Annotated in this window: 17 protein-coding genes and 1 tRNA gene; 13 read left to right on the top strand and 5 right to left on the bottom strand. The window is 37.0% G+C overall.

The features are described 5' to 3' along the window. Positions 1 to 97 precede the first annotated feature (97 nt). The 4 genes from EG342_RS21425 to EG342_RS21410 all read left to right on the top strand — a co-directional run bounded on the left by EG342_RS21425 (position 98) and on the right by EG342_RS21410 (position 6,128). Complete coding sequence (locus EG342_RS21425) at positions 98 to 769, top strand: hypothetical protein (RefSeq protein ID WP_103289717.1); 672 nt, start codon at positions 98 to 100, stop codon at positions 767 to 769. A 517-nt stretch (positions 770 to 1,286) separates the two neighbouring features. Next, positions 1,287 to 3,779, top strand: a complete 2,493-nt coding sequence (locus tag EG342_RS21420; RefSeq protein ID WP_103289714.1) for a PIG-L family deacetylase — start codon at positions 1,287 to 1,289, stop codon at positions 3,777 to 3,779. A 100-nt stretch (positions 3,780 to 3,879) separates the two neighbouring features. Then, positions 3,880 to 5,571 (top strand): sodium:solute symporter family protein, encoded by a 1,692-nt coding sequence (locus EG342_RS21415; RefSeq protein ID WP_103289710.1) that lies wholly within the window; start codon positions 3,880 to 3,882, stop codon positions 5,569 to 5,571. Between the two features lie 38 nt (positions 5,572 to 5,609). After that, positions 5,610 to 6,128 (top strand): DUF2911 domain-containing protein, encoded by a 519-nt coding sequence (locus tag EG342_RS21410; RefSeq protein WP_103289708.1) that lies wholly within the window; start codon positions 5,610 to 5,612, stop codon positions 6,126 to 6,128. Positions 6,129 to 6,837: 709 nt separating this feature from the next. On the opposite strand, the gene EG342_RS21405 is transcribed toward EG342_RS21410, so the two are convergent. Further along, positions 6,838 to 7,464 carry a response regulator transcription factor gene (locus EG342_RS21405; protein ID WP_103289702.1) on the bottom strand — a complete coding sequence of 209 codons (627 nt, stop codon included), beginning with the start codon at positions 7,462 to 7,464 and terminating at the stop codon, positions 6,838 to 6,840. 4 nt (positions 7,465 to 7,468) lie between these two features. Next, entirely contained in the window at positions 7,469 to 9,457 is a 1,989-nt protein-coding gene (locus tag EG342_RS21400; protein WP_103289699.1) for a tetratricopeptide repeat-containing sensor histidine kinase, read from the bottom strand. A 133-nt stretch (positions 9,458 to 9,590) separates the two neighbouring features. Here EG342_RS21400 and EG342_RS21395 point away from each other — a divergent pair, with 133 nt between their 5' ends. Both EG342_RS21395 and EG342_RS25650 read left to right on the top strand, forming a co-directional pair. Beyond that, entirely contained in the window at positions 9,591 to 10,619 is a 1,029-nt protein-coding gene (locus EG342_RS21395) for a LamG-like jellyroll fold domain-containing protein (RefSeq protein WP_103289696.1), read from the top strand. Between the two features lie 246 nt (positions 10,620 to 10,865). After that, positions 10,866 to 10,991, top strand: coding sequence for a hypothetical protein (locus tag EG342_RS25650; RefSeq protein ID WP_260232360.1), 126 nt, complete (start codon positions 10,866 to 10,868; stop codon positions 10,989 to 10,991). A gap of 92 nt (positions 10,992 to 11,083) precedes the next feature. On the opposite strand, the gene EG342_RS21390 is transcribed toward EG342_RS25650, so the two are convergent. Next, the gene (locus tag EG342_RS21390; RefSeq protein ID WP_103289693.1) at positions 11,084 to 11,725 is read right to left on the bottom strand and encodes an isochorismatase family protein; all 642 of its coding nucleotides are present in this window, start codon (positions 11,723 to 11,725) and stop codon (positions 11,084 to 11,086) included. A gap of 194 nt (positions 11,726 to 11,919) precedes the next feature. On the opposite strand from EG342_RS21390, the gene EG342_RS21385 reads away from it, so the two are divergent. From EG342_RS21385 to EG342_RS21365, 5 genes are all read left to right on the top strand, one after another. After that, positions 11,920 to 12,801: a pirin family protein gene (locus EG342_RS21385; protein WP_103289690.1), complete on the top strand. Its 882-nt coding sequence runs from the start codon at positions 11,920 to 11,922 to the stop codon at positions 12,799 to 12,801. 32 nt (positions 12,802 to 12,833) lie between these two features. Next, positions 12,834 to 13,394 carry a YceI family protein gene (locus tag EG342_RS21380; protein ID WP_103289687.1) on the top strand — a complete coding sequence of 187 codons (561 nt, stop codon included), beginning with the start codon at positions 12,834 to 12,836 and terminating at the stop codon, positions 13,392 to 13,394. A 118-nt stretch (positions 13,395 to 13,512) separates the two neighbouring features. Beyond that, positions 13,513 to 14,094 carry a Crp/Fnr family transcriptional regulator gene (locus EG342_RS21375; protein WP_103289684.1) on the top strand — a complete coding sequence of 194 codons (582 nt, stop codon included), beginning with the start codon at positions 13,513 to 13,515 and terminating at the stop codon, positions 14,092 to 14,094. A 42-nt stretch (positions 14,095 to 14,136) separates the two neighbouring features. Next, a complete protein-coding gene (locus EG342_RS21370; protein WP_103289681.1) occupies positions 14,137 to 15,009 on the top strand; it encodes an AraC family transcriptional regulator in 873 nt (290 codons plus the stop codon). A gap of 96 nt (positions 15,010 to 15,105) precedes the next feature. Continuing rightward, positions 15,106 to 15,486 (top strand): nuclear transport factor 2 family protein, encoded by a 381-nt coding sequence (locus tag EG342_RS21365; protein ID WP_103289678.1) that lies wholly within the window; start codon positions 15,106 to 15,108, stop codon positions 15,484 to 15,486. 94 nt (positions 15,487 to 15,580) lie between these two features. Here EG342_RS21365 and EG342_RS21360 read toward each other — a convergent pair whose 3' ends face one another. Next, entirely contained in the window at positions 15,581 to 16,618 is a 1,038-nt protein-coding gene (locus EG342_RS21360; RefSeq protein ID WP_103289675.1) for an Atu2307/SP_0267 family LLM class monooxygenase, read from the bottom strand. A 386-nt stretch (positions 16,619 to 17,004) separates the two neighbouring features. Here EG342_RS21360 and EG342_RS21355 point away from each other — a divergent pair, with 386 nt between their 5' ends. Then, positions 17,005 to 17,880, top strand: coding sequence for a helix-turn-helix domain-containing protein (locus tag EG342_RS21355; protein ID WP_103289672.1), 876 nt, complete (start codon positions 17,005 to 17,007; stop codon positions 17,878 to 17,880). A gap of 119 nt (positions 17,881 to 17,999) precedes the next feature. Continuing rightward, positions 18,000 to 19,232 carry a TCR/Tet family MFS transporter gene (locus tag EG342_RS21350; RefSeq protein WP_103289669.1) on the top strand — a complete coding sequence of 411 codons (1,233 nt, stop codon included), beginning with the start codon at positions 18,000 to 18,002 and terminating at the stop codon, positions 19,230 to 19,232. A 122-nt stretch (positions 19,233 to 19,354) separates the two neighbouring features. Here EG342_RS21350 and EG342_RS21345 read toward each other — a convergent pair. Beyond that, a tRNA-Arg gene (locus EG342_RS21345) sits at positions 19,355 to 19,428 on the bottom strand.

The raw sequence follows: 19,428 nt of genomic DNA, 5'->3' as shown, positions 1-19,428 counted from the left end.
AAGAAATAGAATTAACATTTTTATAATATATAATCGGGCACATCCGGGTATATAATGTCATAATTTTTCTATATTTAGAAGAAGTATAGTAAAGACAATGCCAATAAACCTATTACCTCCGGACGGAGGCATGTTATATAAAGAAACAGATATGGCTCAGTTTTTCCCTGAGCCGTTAAATGCACTCACTGCTGTATTATTTTTAGCCATAGCCATTTTTTGGACCATTAAAATAAGAGGTAATTTTAAAGAATATCCTTTTTTAACCTACTGCCTGGTTTTATTATATATTGGCGCCATAGGAGGAACTATTTATCATTCATTCAGACAATGGCCGGTATTCATTATGATGGATTGGCTGCCCATCATGTTGCTCTGTTTATCTGCCGGATTTTATTTTGTAGCTCAGATTACCAGATGGTACTATGCTGTAGTAACGGTTCTTATATATCTGGTGCTCATGTTTGCTTTGAGAAATTGGATTTTGATAGATAACACTTCTCTTTTTATCAACATAAACTATGCAATCATGGCTTCATTTGTCCTTTTCTCAGTATTGAGTTATTTAATCTATACCCAATGGAAAGCTGGTAAATGGGTGGGCTTTGCTTTATTGTCGTTTGTTCTCGCACTTACTTTTCGTATAGCCGATAAATGGGAATGGTTGAGTTTCGGAACCCACTTTTTATGGCATACTTTTGGGGCGGTCGCCACATTTTGTATGTTTAATTATATCTATCTTACGCGGAATACAATTAGAAAAACATAAGAACCTGTTTAAATTTTATTTGGAAAAAATGTATACATGATTATCAATCCTTGGATTCCTTTTAAATTTGTCGAACCTTGGGTTTGTGATTGAAGGAGTTTTCCACAGCTCCGCAATTTTCATGGATGGTTGTGTATGATTTCTCTCGCAGATTTTGCAGACGACGTTGATTGTATAAACAGGCTAAACCTTATAGGTTTTAAAACTCATGCATATTAAAAACCTATAAGGTTTGATCCGATAATTCCCAAAAAATCTCAGAATTCTTATGGGTGAAAAATCTGCTCAATCTGGGGGGCATCTGTGAGAATAATAAGAATCTTTGATTTTTTTAAACTTAAGTGCTCTTCTCAGTATTTAGCATGTCACTAAAATAAACTAAAGTGTCTAAAATCTTTTGGCCTTTTGTGGTTTAATCAAAAGTTTAAACGGCTTTTTTTGTGAAATTCACAGTTTGATTCTTTTAAGTTTGAAAGAAAGATGATTTACTTATATTTGCCCCGCAAAGCAAATTCAAATGTTCAAAAAAGTAAGTACTGTATTTATTCTTGGCTTTTATGCGGTTTTTTGTTCGGCCCAGCAGGTTCGGCCTTCCAAATCATCTGAAATTTACCGCGAACTCAAAACATTGAAGCATCTGCCTAAAGTTTTATACCTTGCGGCTCATCCTGATGATGAAAATACAGGATTACTCTCCTGGTTAATCAACGACCAGAATGTAGAAACAGGCTATTTGTCTTTAACCAGAGGGGATGGTGGTCAGAATTTACTAGGCACAGAGCAAGGACCTGCATTGGGTTTAATCAGAACGCATGAGCTTTTAGAGGCAAGAAAGTTAGACGGTGCCCAACAGTTTTTTACCCGGGCAATTGATTTCGGGTTCTCTAAAAATACGACCGATACCTTTAAACAATGGGATGCAGACAGCATTACAGCAGATGTAGTTTGGGTAATCCGTAAATTCCGTCCTGATGTTATCATTTGTCGTTTTCCTCCTACTGCTGCGGCTGGTCACGGACAACATGCGGCTTCGGCTGTGGTTGCGGAAAAAGCTTTTAAGCTCGCAGGTGATAAAAATGCTTTTCCAGATCAACTAAAATATGTTAATACATGGCAGCCCAAACGTGTACTGTGGAATACTTTCCGTTTTGGTGGGGTTAATACGACAGCTGAAAATCAACTGAAAGTTACCGTTGGGCAATATGATGCGCAACTGGGAATGGGCTACGGTGAATTGGCAGGATTAAGCAGAAGTTTGCATAAAAGCCAGGGTGCGGGAACACAATCTGTGGCCGGCATCAGAACTGAATATTTTAGTCACGTTATTGGCGAGCCAGCAAAAACGACCCTTTTTGATGGAGTAGTGAAAACCTGGACTTCACAAGGAAATACTGACATTGACCAGTCTTTAGATACAATTATTTCCGCTTTCAATTTCAACGAGCCAGATCAGAGCTTGCCTGCTTTGCTTGCTTTGCGAAAAAAGGTTATGACGTTGAAAGATGGAGATCTGAAAAGGGATAAACTTAAATCTCTTGACCAAATTATTTTAAGCTGTGCCGGATTTATGGGCGAGGTGGTTACCAATCAGGCTGAAGCTGTTGCCGGGGATCATTATAATTTTAGGTTAAATTTGATTTCAAGAGCTGCCAATCTTGTCGTTTTAGACCATGTAAAATGGTTAGGGCAGTCAGAAAGTTTCAACAGAAAACTATCAAAAGATTCTTTAATTACTATTCAGCATGACATCCAGATTCCTGCTGATGCAGCACTCACAGAACCTTACTGGCTAGCAAAACCACCTACGAATGCGGCCACTTTCTCTGTTCCAAATGATACTTTAGTCGGTTTGCCTGAGGCAGAATCGCCACTGAATGTTTTACTTGGTTTAAAAATCGGTTCGGAAAATTTTCAGGTTAAACTTCCTTTATCGTTCAAGAAACTAGACCCAGTACGCGGTGATGTAGTTGAAGCCTTGCGTATTGTTCCTGCATTGGAACTGAAATTTACACAACCCCTTTATTTGGTCAAAGAAAATGAAGATTTACATTTGAGTTTAAATGTTAAGGTTAATTCTAACAAACAGTTCAATAAAGGAGTTCTAAACCTGATGTATAATGGAGAGCGATTAGGCGGTACTGATGTAAGTTCAATTAATGGGAAAGATATTACCATCGATTACGTTATTCCAAAAACTAAGCTTGCTTCAATTAATTCATCTCGTTTGCAATTGGATGCCAATTTTGTTGCAGATGGAGTCACATATAATAAAAAACAAATATTAATTCAGTACCCGCATTTACCATCCTTACAATATTTTGCGCCTGCCACGGTAACCGTAATGAAAGGTGATATTCAGGCAAAGGTTAAAAAAGTGGGGTATATAGAAGGTGCGGGCGATTTCATTCCTGAGTTTCTACGCATTGCAGGTATTCAGGTAGACGTGTTAAAAGATGAAGATTTTTATGGCAACATAGAAAACGGTAGCCAAAACAAGCTATCGCAATATGATGCCATCGTACTTGGTGTTCGTGCCAATAATACGGAGAAAAAGCTGGGTCGTTGGATGCCTTTTTTATGGTCTTATGCAAAAGCTGGCGGTAATCTGGTGATGCAGTACAACACCAACCAGGATACCACCGTTGACCAATTGGGAATGTACAATTTCAGTATTGCCAATAAGAGGGTTACCGAAGAAAATGCAGCCGTTAAGTTTTTAAATCCAAATCATAAATTACTGAACTTTCCGAACAAAATTACTGCGGATGATTTTAAAGGCTGGGTACAGGAGCGTGGTGCCTATTTCCCTGCTCAATGGGATGCAACGTATGAACCGCTTTTTGAAATGCATGATACAGATGAAGAACCTCTTCAGGGATCAACGTTATATGCCAAATACGGAAAGGGTAATTTTATTTATACACCGTTGGCATTTTTCAGACAGTTGCCTGCAGGAAATGTGGGTGCGGCACGTTTATTTTTTAACTTTTTATCTGCACAGAAAAACTGATGAACAAGCAACTTAAAAACTGGAATATCTGGTACATACTATTAGCTGTTGCATTAGTATTGCAGATCGCATTTTATTATTGGTTTACTAAATTCTGGGCATGAGTACTATAGATTGGACAGTTCTTATTTTTACACTTGTTGCAGTGGTGGTGTACGGCGTATTCATCGGTCGTGGCCAAAAAAGCAATGAATCTTACCTGAAAGCAGATAATAAAATGCCCTGGTATATTGTGCTTATCGGTATTATGGCTACGCAGGCAAGTGCCATTACATTTCTTTCAGCACCGGGCCAGGCGTATACAGACGGGATGCGTTTCGTTCAGTATTACTTTGGTTTACCCTTGGCGATGATTGTGATCTGCATCACTTTTATCCCGATTTTTCAGCGCTTAAATGTTTACACCGCTTACGAATATTTGGAGAACCGTTTTGATAAAAAAACAAGAGTACTCACTTCACTGCTATTTCTTTTTTCAAGAGGCTTATCAACGGGAATCAGCATTTACGCCCCGAGTATCATTTTATCAAGTGTTTTAAACTGGAATATTTACTTAACGAATGTTTTAACAGGTGGTATTCTGTTGATTTATACCTATGTTGGCGGTGCGAAAGCGATCGCTCACACCCAAAAATTACAGTTTCTCATTATTCTGGGAACCATGGCTTTTGCAGGGTATCTGCTTATTCAGAATATGCCGAACGGAATTGGTTTTAACGATGCACTTTATCTGGCCGGAAAATCCGGAAAGCTCAATGTCATCACCACAGAATTCGATTGGAAAGATAAATACAATATCTGGAGCGGGCTGATTGGTGGTTTTTTTCTGGCCCTTTCTTACTTCGGTACAGACCAGAGTCAGGTCGGAAGGTATATTACGGCGAAAGACAATACCAATGCAAAAATGGGCTTGCTGTTGAACGGATTAGTTAAAATTCCGATGCAATTTTCTATTCTCCTGATCGGTGCTTTGCTTTTCGCTTTCTTTTCTCTAAAACCGGCTCCCATTTATTTTAATGAAAGATCTTATCAATATTTAAAGGAAACAAAACCTGAACAGGCTGCGTTTTTTGAAAAAGAACATCAGGATTTACAACTCAAATTTAATGCAGAATCTAAAGAGATTTTAAAATTAAAAGAAACTAATTCGCCAGAACTTAATAAAACAATTCAGGATTTTAAAAATACACAAACCGAAGTAAAAGCACTTCACGGAAGGGTAGAGGAAGCGATCAACAATTCAAACTATAATGCGGAGAAAACGGATACCAATTATATTTTCCTGTATTTCGTGAAAAACACACTGCCTGTAGGAATGATAGGTTTATTGTTTGCTGTTATTTTTCTGGCCAGTTGGGGTTCCATTTCCGCAGCGCTGAATTCCCTTGCCGCCTGCTCATTGAAAGATGTTCATTTGATATTCAGAAAAGATATTCCTGATGATGCCACCGAACTGAAGTATAGCCGTATGCACACTTTAGCCTGGGGTATTTTCTCCATCGGCGTTGCCATGTTTGCGACTCAAATGGGTTCCCTCATTGAAGCGGTTAATGTATTAGGCTCTCTTTTCTACGGTCCAATATTGGGGATTTTTCTTGTTGCATTTTACTATAAAAAAATCACTGGCCCCAATGTATTTATTGCTGCCATTTTATCAGAAATTACGGTGATTGCCGTTTATCAGTTTGATATCGTTTCTTTCCTTTGGCTTAATGTAATTGGCGCAGCGGCAGTCATTCTATTTTCTGCAATCGGGTTATTGTTTTATAAGCCGAAAGCATTAAATTCGTAAACAAATAAACAACAACTAAACAAATAAATAAAAATAGTATGAAAACAATGATTAAATCTGCTACTATGCTTTTTGCTGCAATGACAATTTCAGTGAATGCCTTTGCTCAGGACACTAAAAAACCTGCCAGCCCTCCGGCTACAGCAACGGGAAAAATTAAAGATGCAACCATTACGATAGCTTATAGCAGCCCTTCTGTTAAAGGACGTACCATCTGGGGTGGGTTAGAAGCTTATGATAAAGTTTGGCGTGCAGGGGCTAATGAAGCAACAACTTTTGAAACGGATAAAGATATAACCGTTCAAGGTAAAAAACTGCCTGCAGGTAAATACAGCTTTTTCTTAATTCCTAAGGCATCCGGAACCTGGACTGCCATTTTTAACAAAGAGCCAAAACAATGGGGCGCCTATAAATACGAAGAAGCTAAAGATGCTTTACGTGTTGATGTAAAAACAAAAGCTTTACCGGCAACACAGGAAACCTTAGTGTATAAAATAAACAGTAATGGATTCACAATGGATTGGGATAAAATCTCAGTTCCTGTAGAAATAAAATAAATTTCAATATAAGAAATGAAAATCCCGGTTAATCCGGGATTTTTTTGTTTTAAATTTTGATAGAGTATTAAAGATCAGTACAGAGGCAATTTCAGACTGTTGATTTCAAACAGGCTAAGCATTTTGAATCAGTCTCAAAAGTTGGGGAAAATTTAAATTTTACCTTAAAACAGAAAGATTGTGATTAAGAACAAACAGACTAAATGGGTTGTTCTTAATTGACCTAGGAAGAAGCAGCGTTAAGAAAATTGAGATTGAATCCGTTAAAAAATTTCCACTGTCTGAGCATGGCTGATATTTTGAGTCGAAGAAGAACCATTTGATTCCATTCGAGTTTGGAAATTTTAGGAGTCAATGTCAATTTTTAGCGGATGATTCCAGTCTTGAATTTTTGAATACTTTTGTTTCAAGACAAAAGTATTGATAAGAAAAAAAATCAATTTACATCCATGTATTTCTATGCTTGTGTCAAACATGAGACTTCAGGTTATAAAAGCCTGATAAATAATTGTTTATGGGTGAAAAAAAGAAACAATTATCAAATGGTTGTCTGCTGTAATTTATTGTTTTTTTTGCATTTCCAAGTTGGTTTGTGGTATTTTCACTTTACGGAATCAGAGAAATTGGATGTTCATCAGAATCTGTTCCATTTTGACAGTGCTTATGATATGGCGAAAGATATCTTTCATTTTTAATAATTATTTTAAGTCTACAAGGGTTTCTTATAATTCTGTATAGCCCAGATCAGTAATGCATTTTTTTCTTTGAGAATACCCAGTTTTTCTATAATTCTGGTACGGTGTCCTTCTACTGTTTTTTCGGATAGGAAAAGAAGTTCTGCAATTTGCTTACTGGTTTTTTGACCGGCTATTAATTCTATTATTTTTCTTTCAGAAAGGGTTAATAGATTGATTTTGCCGAGGTCATCAGTGTGTTCTATCGTGTAATTTTGAAGTAATGTCCCGGAATAATATTTCTTTCCTAAAGCAATTTCTTTCATACATCTTTCCAAATCAGGAGCCGCTTTTTCTTTTAAAATATAACCATCTACTTCAAATTCTTTTGCTTTGTTCAGAACGCCGATTTCATTGTGCATGGTAAGGATGATCACTTTAGTACGCCATTTATTTTCCATTACTTTTTTGGCCACTTCCAATCCGTCCAAACCCGGCATATTTAAATCTAAAACAGCTACATCCGGCAAATAAATCTGAATGTAATTAAGTGCTGCAGTTCCATTAGAACAGGCACTCACTACGTTATATCCCAAATTGGTAAGGTAAGAAACAGTTCCATTCAGGGTTAAAGGATGATCGTCTGCAACTAGAATTTTCATGTTATTATTTTTTTATTTGAACTACTATTTTTGTGCCTTTATCAGTTGACGTGATATGGGCTTGTCCACCAATTGCTTTGCTTCTTTCTATCATATTGTGTAAACCGAAAGCATCCTTTTTTTCCAGCGTTTCCTTTACATTAAAACCTTTTCCATTATCAATAATTTCTAAAATAACGGTGTCTTTATTCTCAGTTAAAATTACTTTTGCTGCGATAGCATCTGCGTATTTTATAATATTTGAAACAGCTTCCTGCACAATTCTATAGATTTGTAATTCTTTTTCAGTCGTGAGGCCATTTTGATAATTGATTTCGGAGGTGATCATAAAACGATGTGTATTTTGGATACGTTCTATGAATTGCTCCAAACTGGCTTCGAGTCCTATTTTTTCAAAAAGAACAGGATGTAAATTTCTGCTGATGGCTCTGATGTCATTAATAATGCTATCCACCTTTTCGTTTAATTGAAGTTGGCTTACCTCAAACGAATGCTTAAGCGATAATAGCTCATGGCTCACACTATCATGGAGGTCAGAGGCAATTCTTTTGCGTTCTTCCTCGGTTTTATCCAGAAGGTTTTTGGTAAACTGTAATGATCGTTCTTTTTCTAAAGACAATTTCTTCTGTTTTTGTTTTAAATAATAAATAATAATTGCCAATAACAAGGTAATAAAAACGAGTATTAAAGCCACAATAACAGCATTTTTATTGATAATAGTTTCTTGTTGGAGTTTAATTTCCTGTTCTTTTTCTTTCGTTTCATATTTTGCTGCAAGTTCTAAATTGATCAGCTTACTTTTGGCGCTCGATAAGCTATCCTTTGTACGGTAAACTTCATTACTATAAAAAACAACCTTGTCCGGATCTCTGCTTTGAATTGCTTTTTCCAATAAAACAGTGAAAAACAGGTTGGCTCTTTCGTAGTTTTTATGCTCAAGCAAATTGGGTAGTGAATGTTCTATATATTTTGTGTTACTCGTTTTAACATCTTTATTGATTTGATATAAAGCCAAAGTCGCCAGGTAATCCTTTTGCCAATTTTGAGAGGTATTTTTTTCTGCAACAGGCTTTATCCTGTCTAAAACTATTTGGGCTTCGTTTAATTTATTTTCTTCAATGAAAGCTTCTATTTCGTAATCAGAGATACAGAGCAGAAGTACATCATTATCATATTGGCTGGCTATATATTCTTTGTAAGTTTCGTGGATGTATTCATTTTTTAACTGATGCTTATTAAAAAAGCCATAAACTGAACATTTGTTATATTTGCCCATAAAATAATCATAGGTGTTCCCGGTTTCTTTAGAGATCTTTATCACTTCATCCGCACTTGCGATTGCCTTCTGAAAAGAACCGTTTGCTTTGTAAATATTGACATAATTCGATTCTACAGAAGCTATACTTTCCTGATCTCTGATTCTGATGGAGTAGTTTCTTGATTTTTCATTCGCTTCTATGCTGTTTTTTAGATCCCCTAAAACAAAATAAGTATATGATAAATCATAATAAGCACGAGCTATTTTGTAACAACTTTTGTAATCAACCGGCTCTAAAGCTGTAATTTTTAAAAAGTAATCCTTAGCCTTATTGAGATGGTCTCTGTCAAATTCTAAATTGCCATAATAACTATCAATGTAAATTGTTTTTAATGGTGGTAGTTCACTCCTATATTTTTCATCAAATTCTTTTACAACTTGGGTAAGACGAGAGTCAAAATCATAAAAATAAACAAATTTTGTAGTCACTAAATCCAGAATTTTGGAAGCGTCCGAATAATTACTTTGAGCCATTTTACTGTGATAGTAGTCCAAAAAAACTTTCAGGTAATGTTCTTTATCTGCGTTATAGTTTTCATTTTTTCTTAACCAAACTTTTGTAGGCTCTTCTTTTGGCGGAGTTACTTTTTCAAAATAAAAATTTTCCTTTTTTTCTCTACATGATAATGTGAAAAAAGTAATGAATAAGAATATGATTTTCTTAATCGCAGGCATACCTATATTTTTTTACAAATGTATCAATTTATAATATTGAAAATTATAGAACCTTCAATTCAGGGGTTTACCCTTGTATGAATCTCCGGAAGAATGACACAATTTTGTGAGGTAATTAATAAAAATTATTATTATGAAAAGAAAAGTACTTTTAACGCCTTTGAAACTGAATTTTCAAAAAATCTGGTTGGCCTCTTTTTTTATTATTTTCCAATTTGGATTTTCTCAGCAAGGATCAGCGCTGGATTTTGATGGCGTAAACGACTATGTAAATTGTGGGAACATTTTACCTGCAAGTTATACCAAAGAAGCGTGGATCTATGTGAAAAGTCTAAGCACCCAAAACAACATTATCTCTGGTGGTGATTCAGATGCACAGCACGCTTTCTGGATACCCAATAGTTCCGGTAAACTTACTGCGGGGCATAATGGCGCTTGGTTCAGCGTAGAAGACTCTGTCCCATTGTCTATCAATACCTGGTATCATGTTGCCGTAACTTATGATGCTGCTACTACCACACTGAAATTGTACAAAAATGGAGAATTGGTAGATACTAATACTGATGTTGATCCGGTTGATGGGGGAAATATGGTTAGATTAGGCGCTTTTAATAATGCTGCCAATAGTTTTACAGGAACTATGGATGAAGTAAGAATCTGGAATAGAGCTTTGTCTCCCGGTGAAATAGCAAGCCATATGAACTGTGAGTTGCTAGGTCCTGAAGCAGGATTAATTGCGTATTATAAATTTAATCAGGGTATCGCTAATGCGAATAATGCCTCCGTAACAACTTTGCAAGATAGTAGTGGAAATAATTATAATGGAACTCTTAATGGTTTTGCTTTAAACGGAACCTCCTCTAACTGGGTCGGTAATAGTGTTATAAATACCGGAACTATTTGTTCTACTTTAAATGTATCCTCAGTAGAAAAAACGAAATTTAAACTCTTTCCCAACCCTGCTACAAACAAGTTGTTCCTGAGATCCGAACAACCCATTTTACATGTTGAAGTAATTAACTTTCTAGGACAGACTGTTATAAAACAAGAAATAAATAGCGTTGAAGCAGAAATTAATTTGTCATCTCTTACTCCAGCATCTTATTGGGTTAAAGTAAAAACTAAACAAGATCTTGAAACCATAAAAGTCATTAAAAAATAAAGACGGTAGAACTGGAAATTTATTAGAAGTATCTTTAAAAAAATGGCGTCCACTATCTGTAGTTGGCACCATTTGGCTTTTGTGAACTTGACAATATTATTCAAATACTTTTTTTGAAGATCTTGAAGATATTTTAGATGTATGTGCTTGGAAAATAAATGTTTATATGGATGTTGTTTTGGTTTGAATCCTGTTGCGTATTTCATGTTGCCACTGTAGTAAGCGGCTAATCCTGATTTCAAGCGAATGAATTTAGTGGAACGGATTGCAGAGTGGGCAAAACAATATGGATTGGAAAATGATAAAGCCTTTGTCCACATGGATACTGTCGGAAATAATACAGTCCTTATTTCCTATTCATATTGGGAATAAAAGGTATTCCTGATTAAGCTTATGAATAGATAAATATCAGAATCCATCTGACAGTTGTGAGACGGATTCTGATATTTAGTTATAAAATCGAATTATGCACCATTTTCCTTTGCCCATGCTGGTAGTGGCTGTCCTCTCAATTTAGCGGATTCAGTGAGGAATGGAGGATAAATCTCTCTGGCATGTTGCGCTATGGGCGAAGCCCAATCCCGGAACCATTCTGCGGTAAGTGCAATGCTGGAAGTGGGAACTGCACCCGCCTGGATAAGTCTGCGAACAGCATTTTCATGCTCTTCTTTTGATTTATCGCCTACCGCATCTTCTATGAACATGACATCATAACCTTCGGAAAGAGCGTGCAGTGCTCCAAATGTCAGGCAGGTGGAAGTAACGATTCCTGCCATCACAAGTTTCTTTTTTCCGGTGGCCTTAACTGCATTCACCAGCGTTTCGTCTTCCCAGGCATCCATCGATGTTCTGTCGATTTCCTCTATTCCCGGAAGTGCCTCTTTAAGTGCTGCTATTGTTGGAGTACCAACACCCATTTTTACTGCCACGGTACTTAAAATTACTGGGATATCTAGTTTTACAGCCATTTTTGCTACAGTAATAGCGTTCAATTCTACCAATTTTCGATCTTTATCATGAATAAAGTCCATTACTTCTTCCTGGAAGTCAATAAGGATCAGAACAGAGTCCTCGGCGTACCAGATGTATTTTGATTTTGTGTACATAATTTTTGATTTTAATGTTAATATTGAAATTCAGATTTTTATATACCGTAAAATTATCAAGAGGAAAGACTTCAATAGGTTGACCTTCATTAAGAAAAACCATTGACCTATATCATCATTTTTTTATATCCTTTGTCATCGCTTTCTCCTTACCCATGACACGATCTTTGTACCATAATATCAATAAAAAAGTCATGGAAAAACAAATCAATTTTGCCATACACGGACACAGAGCTGATGTAGGCGAGTATACCATTTACAGATTATTGCCTAACAGGTTTTTTGATGCAGTAGGCCCTTTCGTATTTCTGGACCATGCGGCTCCCGTTGTCCACGAGCCTGATGGGCCTTTAAAAAAAGCCAATGGAAGCGGTGCGCATCCGCATCGGGGTATTGCTACCTTAACCTATGTACTGAGCGGAGAAGCGGATCATTTTGACAGTGCAGGGCATCATGCCAAGGTATATTCAGGTGGTGCCCAATGGATGAAGGCCGGAACGGGGATTATCCATGATGAATCTATGAATCCAGACCCTGAAACACAGGATTATACTACCCATGCCTTACAATTTTGGGTAAATCTTCCCAGCAAGAATAAGGCAGAAGAACCTCAATATATTCCTGTACAGGCAAATGAGGTATCCAGGATGGAATTAGCCGATAGCAGCGGGTGGATGAGGGTTATATCAGGAGAATACGGAACCATGAAATCAAAGATCCCCACTTATCTGAAACAGTTTATCTATCATGTTCATCTTGAAGCCGGAAAAGAATTAGTCCTTGATATTGAAAAAGGATTGGAACTGGCGGTGTTTTTACCTCTTAACAAAGCCATCATCAATGAAAATCAGTATCCTGAAGGGCAGTTCCTTTACTTTGACCAGGAAGCTGGCAGTGTAAAAATGAAAAGTCTTTCAGACTCCGCTACAGATATTATACTTTTCGGTGGGCTCCATTATGATGAACCGATTGCTGCACAAGGTCCCTTTGTAATGAATACCATGGAGGAAATAGGAGTGGCTTATAATGATTTTTATGCTGGTAAATACGGTAAGATCAACTATAGTGTAGAATAACACAAAATCAATTAATTTTAAAAAACATATATATGGAAACGACAACTGCAACGTTGACAAAATGGATCATTGATCCGATGCATAGCCAGATAGGTTTCAAGGTAAAGCATCTGATGTTTACCAATGTAAGAGGAATATTCGATGAATATGATGCTAATATTCACACCGTCGGAAATGACTTTACCACAGTCAGGATCAACGTCCGCATCAATACTGCATCTATTAATACCAGCGATGAGCGGAGAGATGAACATCTTAGAAGCGCTGATTTCTTTGATGTGGAAAATTTTAGCGAAATGACCTTTACCAGCACTTCCTATGAAAAGACAAAAAAGAATGGAAATTACAGTTTATTTGGTGATCTGACAATAAAGGGGATTACAAAGCGGATCCGTTTGGAAATGGAATCGGGAGGTATCATTAAAGATCCATGGGGTAACGAGAAAGCGGTATTCAATATTACAGGACGAATCAGCAGAAGAGACTGGGGGCTCAATTGGAATGCAGCACTCGAAGCCGGTGGAGTACTGGTAAGCGAAGATGTCTGGATCAATTGCGAAGTTCAGCTGACAAGAGATACAGAAACAAAATAAAAAATAAATGCATCCGGATGTAGTGTATTGTATCTGGATGCACTAAGTTTTGGAGCCAATTTGACGGCTTCATAAGAGAATCATTATATTTGTTATCATCCAAAATCCTAAATGTTTTATGCATGAATCATTGATCAATTATATTCAACGACATTCGGCGCAGTCACTATCAGAAGCTGATATTGAATTTATCAAATCTGTTTTCATTCCGAAAAAGATAAGGAAAAGACAGTATTTTTTGCAGGCAGGTGAAGTGTGCAAATATTCAGCATTTATTGTTAAAGGTGCAATGAGGCAATACAGTGTGGATGAGAAAGGAGTGGAGCACGTTGTGCGGTTGTCTCTGGAAGATTGGTGGGTGGTTGATCGTGAAAGCTTTACAATGTTGATCCCTTCTGCCTTTAATATTGATGCCTGGGAAGATACTGAGGTATTGCTAGTTTCCAAAGCAGACTCTGTAGAACTGATGAAGATTCCTGCCTTCAACGAAATGGCCAGAGTTTTAGATGATAAGCATTCTTTTTCCTCTCAAAAAAGGATCAATGCCTTTATCAGTCAATCAGCAGAACAGCGATATATTGATTTTTTAACAACTTATCCAGCTTTTCTACAGCGGTTTCCGCAGCATTTGGTTGCATCCTATCTGGGGATTACCAAGGAAACGCTAAGCAGAATCCGGACGCAGATGGTCAGAAAGTGATGCGGACTAAGGTTGAATAATAATTAGAAACTTCTACAGATTATGAAGCAAGTAATTAAAATACCTGAAAGCCCGGATATTGTCTCTGCAAAGGAAAATAGTTTGAAATTTGATGACTATTCTGTACTGCAGCATAGCTTTCAAGGGAAGGAAGAAAAAGGGATGATGTATATGGAGAACCATGCGCTGCTCTTCGTTCTGGAAGGACATTCAACGCTTTCACTCGGTGAGGATCAATACGAGGTAGGGAAAAATGAAATGACGCTGCTCAGGAAGGCGACGGGTGTTCTGTATGAAAGGCATGGAAACCTTGAAAATAATGGAAAATATTGCGAAATGATGTTCAGCATCAGCGAAGATATGATCAGTACTTTTTTAGCAACTACCGAAAAAATAATTCCAAAAGGTACAAATGGAAAAATCCGGACAGGGGTACACCGTATGAGCGAATGCCTTATTACCTTCACGGATTCACTTCGTGTTTATTTTGACGATTCCCAGGGCGTCTATTCAGGGCAGCTGCGATTGAAGATGACGGAAATGCTCTATCATTTGGGGATAGGAAATGATGGTTTGTTTCAGGAATTATTGCAGTTGCGTAAACCTGTACAGAAAGAAATTCAGCACATCGTAGAACAATACTATACCTCATCCATTTCTATGGAGGATCTTGCCTCTCTTTCGGGAAGAAGTATTTCCAGTTTCAAAAGGGATTTCAAAGCTATTTATAATATGGCACCGGCAGCCTGGATCAGGAAAAAACGTCTGGATAAGGCCAGAGAGATGCTCGAATCAACTCAACTACCTGTAGCGGAGATCTGTTTCTCACTTGGTTTTGAAAATATCTCCCATTTTTCACGAATTTTCAAAGAATATCATGGGCAGGCACCCACATTTTACAGAACTTCACTTTAAAATTGAGCTAAATAGAAAAGTAAACTGAACGATATAGAAAAACAAAGTGAAACAGCTTGCTATACTTTTGCATTAAGTAATCAATAAAAAAGAAATATGGCAACGTCAGAAAAAAATACTGTTCAGGATTATGTAGCAATAAAAGCAGTTCTGGAAAACTACACAGAAGGATTGAGAAACGGCAATATTGAACAACTGAAACAATCATTCCATACCGATGCTATCATGTATGGGTATTGGGATGAGTTCCTTGTGGAGGGAAGCATCACTAATTTATATGATTCAGTGGAAAAGCACGGAATAGCACCAAACATTAAGGTGAACATTGATGTGCTTCATAAAACGAATGATATTGCTCTGGCACGTATAGGATATGAAAACAATGCAGCAGGGAAGGATGGGGTTGATTATCATTCATTGATCAAGGTTAATGAAGAATGGAAAATTGTATCCAAATTATTTCAGACACTAAGTTAATGCTTAAAGTAAGCTTTTCTTTTAAATAGCTTAGGACCTTAAATGAATCAGCCATTCCTGTAATTTTAGCTCAGGAATGGCTGATTTATCTTATTTAAGCTTTTTCGGATTCCTTCAGTAATGGAATAACTTTCGAACCGATAAGCTCAATGGATCTATATACCTGTTCTTTGGTTAGCCCGGGGTTGTCCATCTGGAAGGTAAACCTTGAAATTCCTCCCAAGGCCTTGCTGTGACGAAGGATTTTTGCAGCTACTTCCTCAGGGCTACCCACTACATAAGCACCGGTTAATCCGGCCTGAGCCTCAAACTGAGCACGTGTAGGAGTTGACCACCCTCTTTCTTTGCCCATCTTTCCCATCATTTCCTGATATCCAGGGAAATATTCATCCTTTGCCAGTTCGGTGGTATCCGCTACATAGCCCAAAGAGTGTAAGCCTACCTTCAATTGATCAGGAGAATGACCGGCCTTTCTTCCTGCTTCATAATACAAGTCGATCAAAGGTTTGAAACGATGGGTTTCCCCACCAATGATAGCCACCATGAGGGGCACACCTAAGGTGCCGGCACGTACAAAAGACTCCGGAGTTCCACCCACTCCAATCCATATAGGAAGTGATTCCTGTAAAGGACGGGGATATATCGGTTGTTCATGTAGAGAAGGACGGAATTTGCCTTTCCAGGATACTGTTTCCTGATTGCGGAGTGTTAACAATAATTCTATTTTCTCAGCAAAGAGAGCATCATATTCGTTGAGATTCAGTCCGAATAAAGGGTAAGCATCTACAAAAGAGCCTCGTCCCGCAACAATTTCCGCTCGGCCTCCGGATATGATATCCAGTGTAGCATACTCCTGGAAAACGCGTACAGGATCTGCTGCACTCAGTACGGTTACGGCACTGGTGAGACGTATATTTTTGGTACGGGCTGCGGCGGCTGCTAATATAACTGCTGGTGCCTCATCCAGAAATTCCTTCCTGTGATGTTCTCCCAGTCCAAATACATGAAGCCCCGCCTTGTCAGCAAACTCAATTCTGGCGAGCAAGGTTTCCATTGCTTCCTGATTCTCTTTTGGATTAAGAGGACCTTCATAAGCGCCTGTAGCTATAAAGCTGTCAATTCCTATTTCCATATTTCATTTTTTGTGAGTAATTGTTCACATAACAAATTTGGACTATTTCTAATAGTTTTAGCAATGATAAAAGGTAAGAAAATCCATTGATAAATGTCAATGGATTTTTATACTCAATGTGATCGTTACAGTATTACCGAAAGAATTTATTTGAAAGCTTTTGGAATCGGAGCTTGAATGATGACTATATTGCAACTAAACGGGATAAATGAATAAAGGATTTAACCTATACATTGGATGATATTGCCTGTAATTGACATGTATTTTTGTAACTCGCTTTACTGTATATTGGATTTATATTACTGATAATGAGATGAATTATCTCATGTTGCTGATTTAGTACCTTATTAATTTAATAGATGATTTCATTTTTTAGATATTTGCACATGGCTCTATTGATAACTTTGGATAATGTCTATAAATTGTACAATCTTGATTCTTCAAAAAAGACGGAAGGAATAGTTATTCTCAATCAACAAAATGATCCTAAAAAGAAATATACAAACAATAGCCGTCTATTTGATGGTTTATTGCTAGGATTCCTGATACAAGGATCCATGAAAGCACAGATTCATTTTTTGGAATATGAAATGAACGCAGGTGATATTGCTGTTTTACAGCCGCAATTGATGATGGACACAAAAGCATTGAGTGACGATGCCCAAATTGTAACCATTGGTCTTTCCTTAGATTTTATTACAGCATTTCCAATTTTACGTGAGTTTATAATGAACAACCAAATTAGATGGCAGCCAGTTATCAGACTTCAACCTGAAGAAATAAAGTTGCAAAATGAATTATTGACGCTTATACAGAATTTCTACAATAAAAAACCTAGCCATAATAAAACAGAAATGCTTCGACATCTTGTTATGGTTCTGATTAGTATGATTTCTGAAGTATATTCTTCTTTACCGAATAACAAAAGCTTGGTGAAAAACCGCACACATGAGATTATAGATGATTTTTATCTACTCATTTCAAAGCATGCTAACCAAGAACGAAGTGTTGCGTTTTATGCTAAAAAGCTACATTTAACACCACAATATCTTTCCACTTTCCTGAAACAGAGAACGGGGAAATCTGTATTACAGTGGATTGATCATATCACAATTCTACATGCTAAAACACTATTGAAATCTTCTAATTTATCAATTAAAGAAATTAGCAATGAGCTTCATTTCGAAGAAACAAGTGTCTTCTGCAGATACTTTAAAAGAATAGTAGGAGTGTCGCCAAAAACCTATAGAAACGAATACTAATTTATGTTCTTTTATGTCTAAGCTATTTACAGATTGCTGAACATGATTAGCTTTCAGATTGTACGTAAACACCATTAAATTGTTAATACCTGCTTTTTATCTCTGTTTAATTTTACAACATGAAAAAAACAGGTAAAAAAGCAGCTATTGGATTTATATTTATCACTTTGTTGATCGATATTACAGGTTGGGGAATTATACTACCCGTGGTTCCTAAACTCATTGGAGAACTTATCAATAGTGACCTTAGTGAAGCTGCAAAATATGGAGGTTGGCTTGGCTTCGCTTATGCTATTACGCAATTTATATTTGCACCTATAGTGGGTAATCTTAGTGATAAGTATGGGAGACGCCCAATTATTTTAATTTCTCTTTTCGGATTTGCTATTGATTATCTACTATTAGCACTAGCACCTTCTATTGGGTGGTTGTTTTTTGGAAGAATCATTGCCGGTCTTACTGGGGCTAGTATTTCAACAGCTAGTGCATATATAGCCGACATCTCCACCGATGAAGATAGAACTAAAAATTTCGGCTTAATCGGTGCAGCTTTTGGATTAGGGTTTATTATAGGTCCGGTAATAGGTGGTTTACTTGGACATTATGGAGCAAGAGTTCCCTTTTATTTCGCGGCAATATTATGCATGGTGAATTTTCTTTACGGCCTGTTTATACTACCGGAAAGTTTAGGAAAAGATAAACGTCGGTCGTTTAGCTGGAAACGTGCAAACCCTATTGGAACAGTTAATTTTTTGAGAAAACAGTCAAAAATATCAAATCTCGTCATCGCTTTAATTTTGGTCTATGTTGCCCTCCACGCTGTACAAAGCAATTGGCATTTTTTTACTATGTATAAATTTAATTGGACGGAGAGAACTGTAGGTCTGTCGCTTGGTTTGCTTGGCTTATTGCTTGGCTTAGTACAAGGAATTCTAATTAGGTGGACAACTCCAAAATTAGGAGAACATAAAAGTGTATATTTTGGGTTGCTATTTTATGCATTAGGTTTAATGCTCTTTGCATTTACTAATCAAGGATGGATGATGTTTGTTTTTCTCGTCCCCTATTCCTTAGGTGGAATCTGCGGGCCTGCACTTCAATCAATAATCAGTAAAAATGTTCCTGCAAATGAACAGGGGGAACTGCAGGGAGCATTATCAAGTTTAGTGAGTGCTACCTCTATTTTTGGACCTCCAATGATGACAAATTTATTCTATTATTTCACTCATGATAAAGCGCCATTTCAATTTTCAGGAGCTCCATTTTTTCTAGCATCCATTTTAATGTTTATGAGTGTAATTATTGTATATTTTGCTTTTCGACAAAAAGGTGAAAAAGAAGCTAAAGATTAAAAAGATGCAATAATGTGAAGAAGTAAGGGTGAAGATTTAGCCTTAGACCGGTTTTTGTGGCAATTCCAATATATTTATGCGTAAAAAAATAGAGACAACTATAAAATAGTTGTCTCCTTCAGTGACCTCGACAGGATTCAAACCTGTAACCTTCTGAGCCGTAATCAGATGCGCTATTCAGTTGCGCCACGAGGCC

This window comes from Chryseobacterium lactis, assembly GCF_003815875.1.
GTDB lineage: Bacteria > Bacteroidota > Bacteroidia > Flavobacteriales > Weeksellaceae > Chryseobacterium > Chryseobacterium lactis.
The sequence above is the reverse complement of the archived record's forward strand: the minus strand, read 5'-3'. Positions and strand labels throughout refer to the sequence as shown.

Bases quoted from the DNA above. Each gene is read 5' to 3' on its own strand.
- EG342_RS21425 (WP_103289717.1), top strand. From the start codon at position 98: ATGCCAATAAACCTATTACCTCCGGACGGAGGCATGTTATATAAAGAA.
- EG342_RS21420 (WP_103289714.1), top strand. From the start codon at position 1,287: ATGTTCAAAAAAGTAAGTACTGTATTTATTCTTGGCTTTTATGCGGTT.
- EG342_RS21415 (WP_103289710.1), top strand. From the start codon at position 3,880: ATGAGTACTATAGATTGGACAGTTCTTATTTTTACACTTGTTGCAGTG.
- EG342_RS21410 (WP_103289708.1), top strand. From the start codon at position 5,610: ATGAAAACAATGATTAAATCTGCTACTATGCTTTTTGCTGCAATGACA.
- EG342_RS21405 (WP_103289702.1), bottom strand. From the start codon at position 7,464: ATGAAAATTCTAGTTGCAGACGATCATCCTTTAACCCTGAATGGAACT.
- EG342_RS21400 (WP_103289699.1), bottom strand. From the start codon at position 9,457: ATGCCTGCGATTAAGAAAATCATATTCTTATTCATTACTTTTTTCACA.
- EG342_RS21395 (WP_103289696.1), top strand. From the start codon at position 9,591: ATGAAAAGAAAAGTACTTTTAACGCCTTTGAAACTGAATTTTCAAAAA.
- EG342_RS25650 (WP_260232360.1), top strand. From the start codon at position 10,866: ATGAATTTAGTGGAACGGATTGCAGAGTGGGCAAAACAATATGGATTG.
- EG342_RS21390 (WP_103289693.1), bottom strand. From the start codon at position 11,725: ATGTACACAAAATCAAAATACATCTGGTACGCCGAGGACTCTGTTCTG.
- EG342_RS21385 (WP_103289690.1), top strand. From the start codon at position 11,920: ATGGAAAAACAAATCAATTTTGCCATACACGGACACAGAGCTGATGTA.
- EG342_RS21380 (WP_103289687.1), top strand. From the start codon at position 12,834: ATGGAAACGACAACTGCAACGTTGACAAAATGGATCATTGATCCGATG.
- EG342_RS21375 (WP_103289684.1), top strand. From the start codon at position 13,513: ATGCATGAATCATTGATCAATTATATTCAACGACATTCGGCGCAGTCA.
- EG342_RS21370 (WP_103289681.1), top strand. From the start codon at position 14,137: ATGAAGCAAGTAATTAAAATACCTGAAAGCCCGGATATTGTCTCTGCA.
- EG342_RS21365 (WP_103289678.1), top strand. From the start codon at position 15,106: ATGGCAACGTCAGAAAAAAATACTGTTCAGGATTATGTAGCAATAAAA.
- EG342_RS21360 (WP_103289675.1), bottom strand. From the start codon at position 16,618: ATGGAAATAGGAATTGACAGCTTTATAGCTACAGGCGCTTATGAAGGT.
- EG342_RS21355 (WP_103289672.1), top strand. From the start codon at position 17,005: ATGGCTCTATTGATAACTTTGGATAATGTCTATAAATTGTACAATCTT.
- EG342_RS21350 (WP_103289669.1), top strand. From the start codon at position 18,000: ATGAAAAAAACAGGTAAAAAAGCAGCTATTGGATTTATATTTATCACT.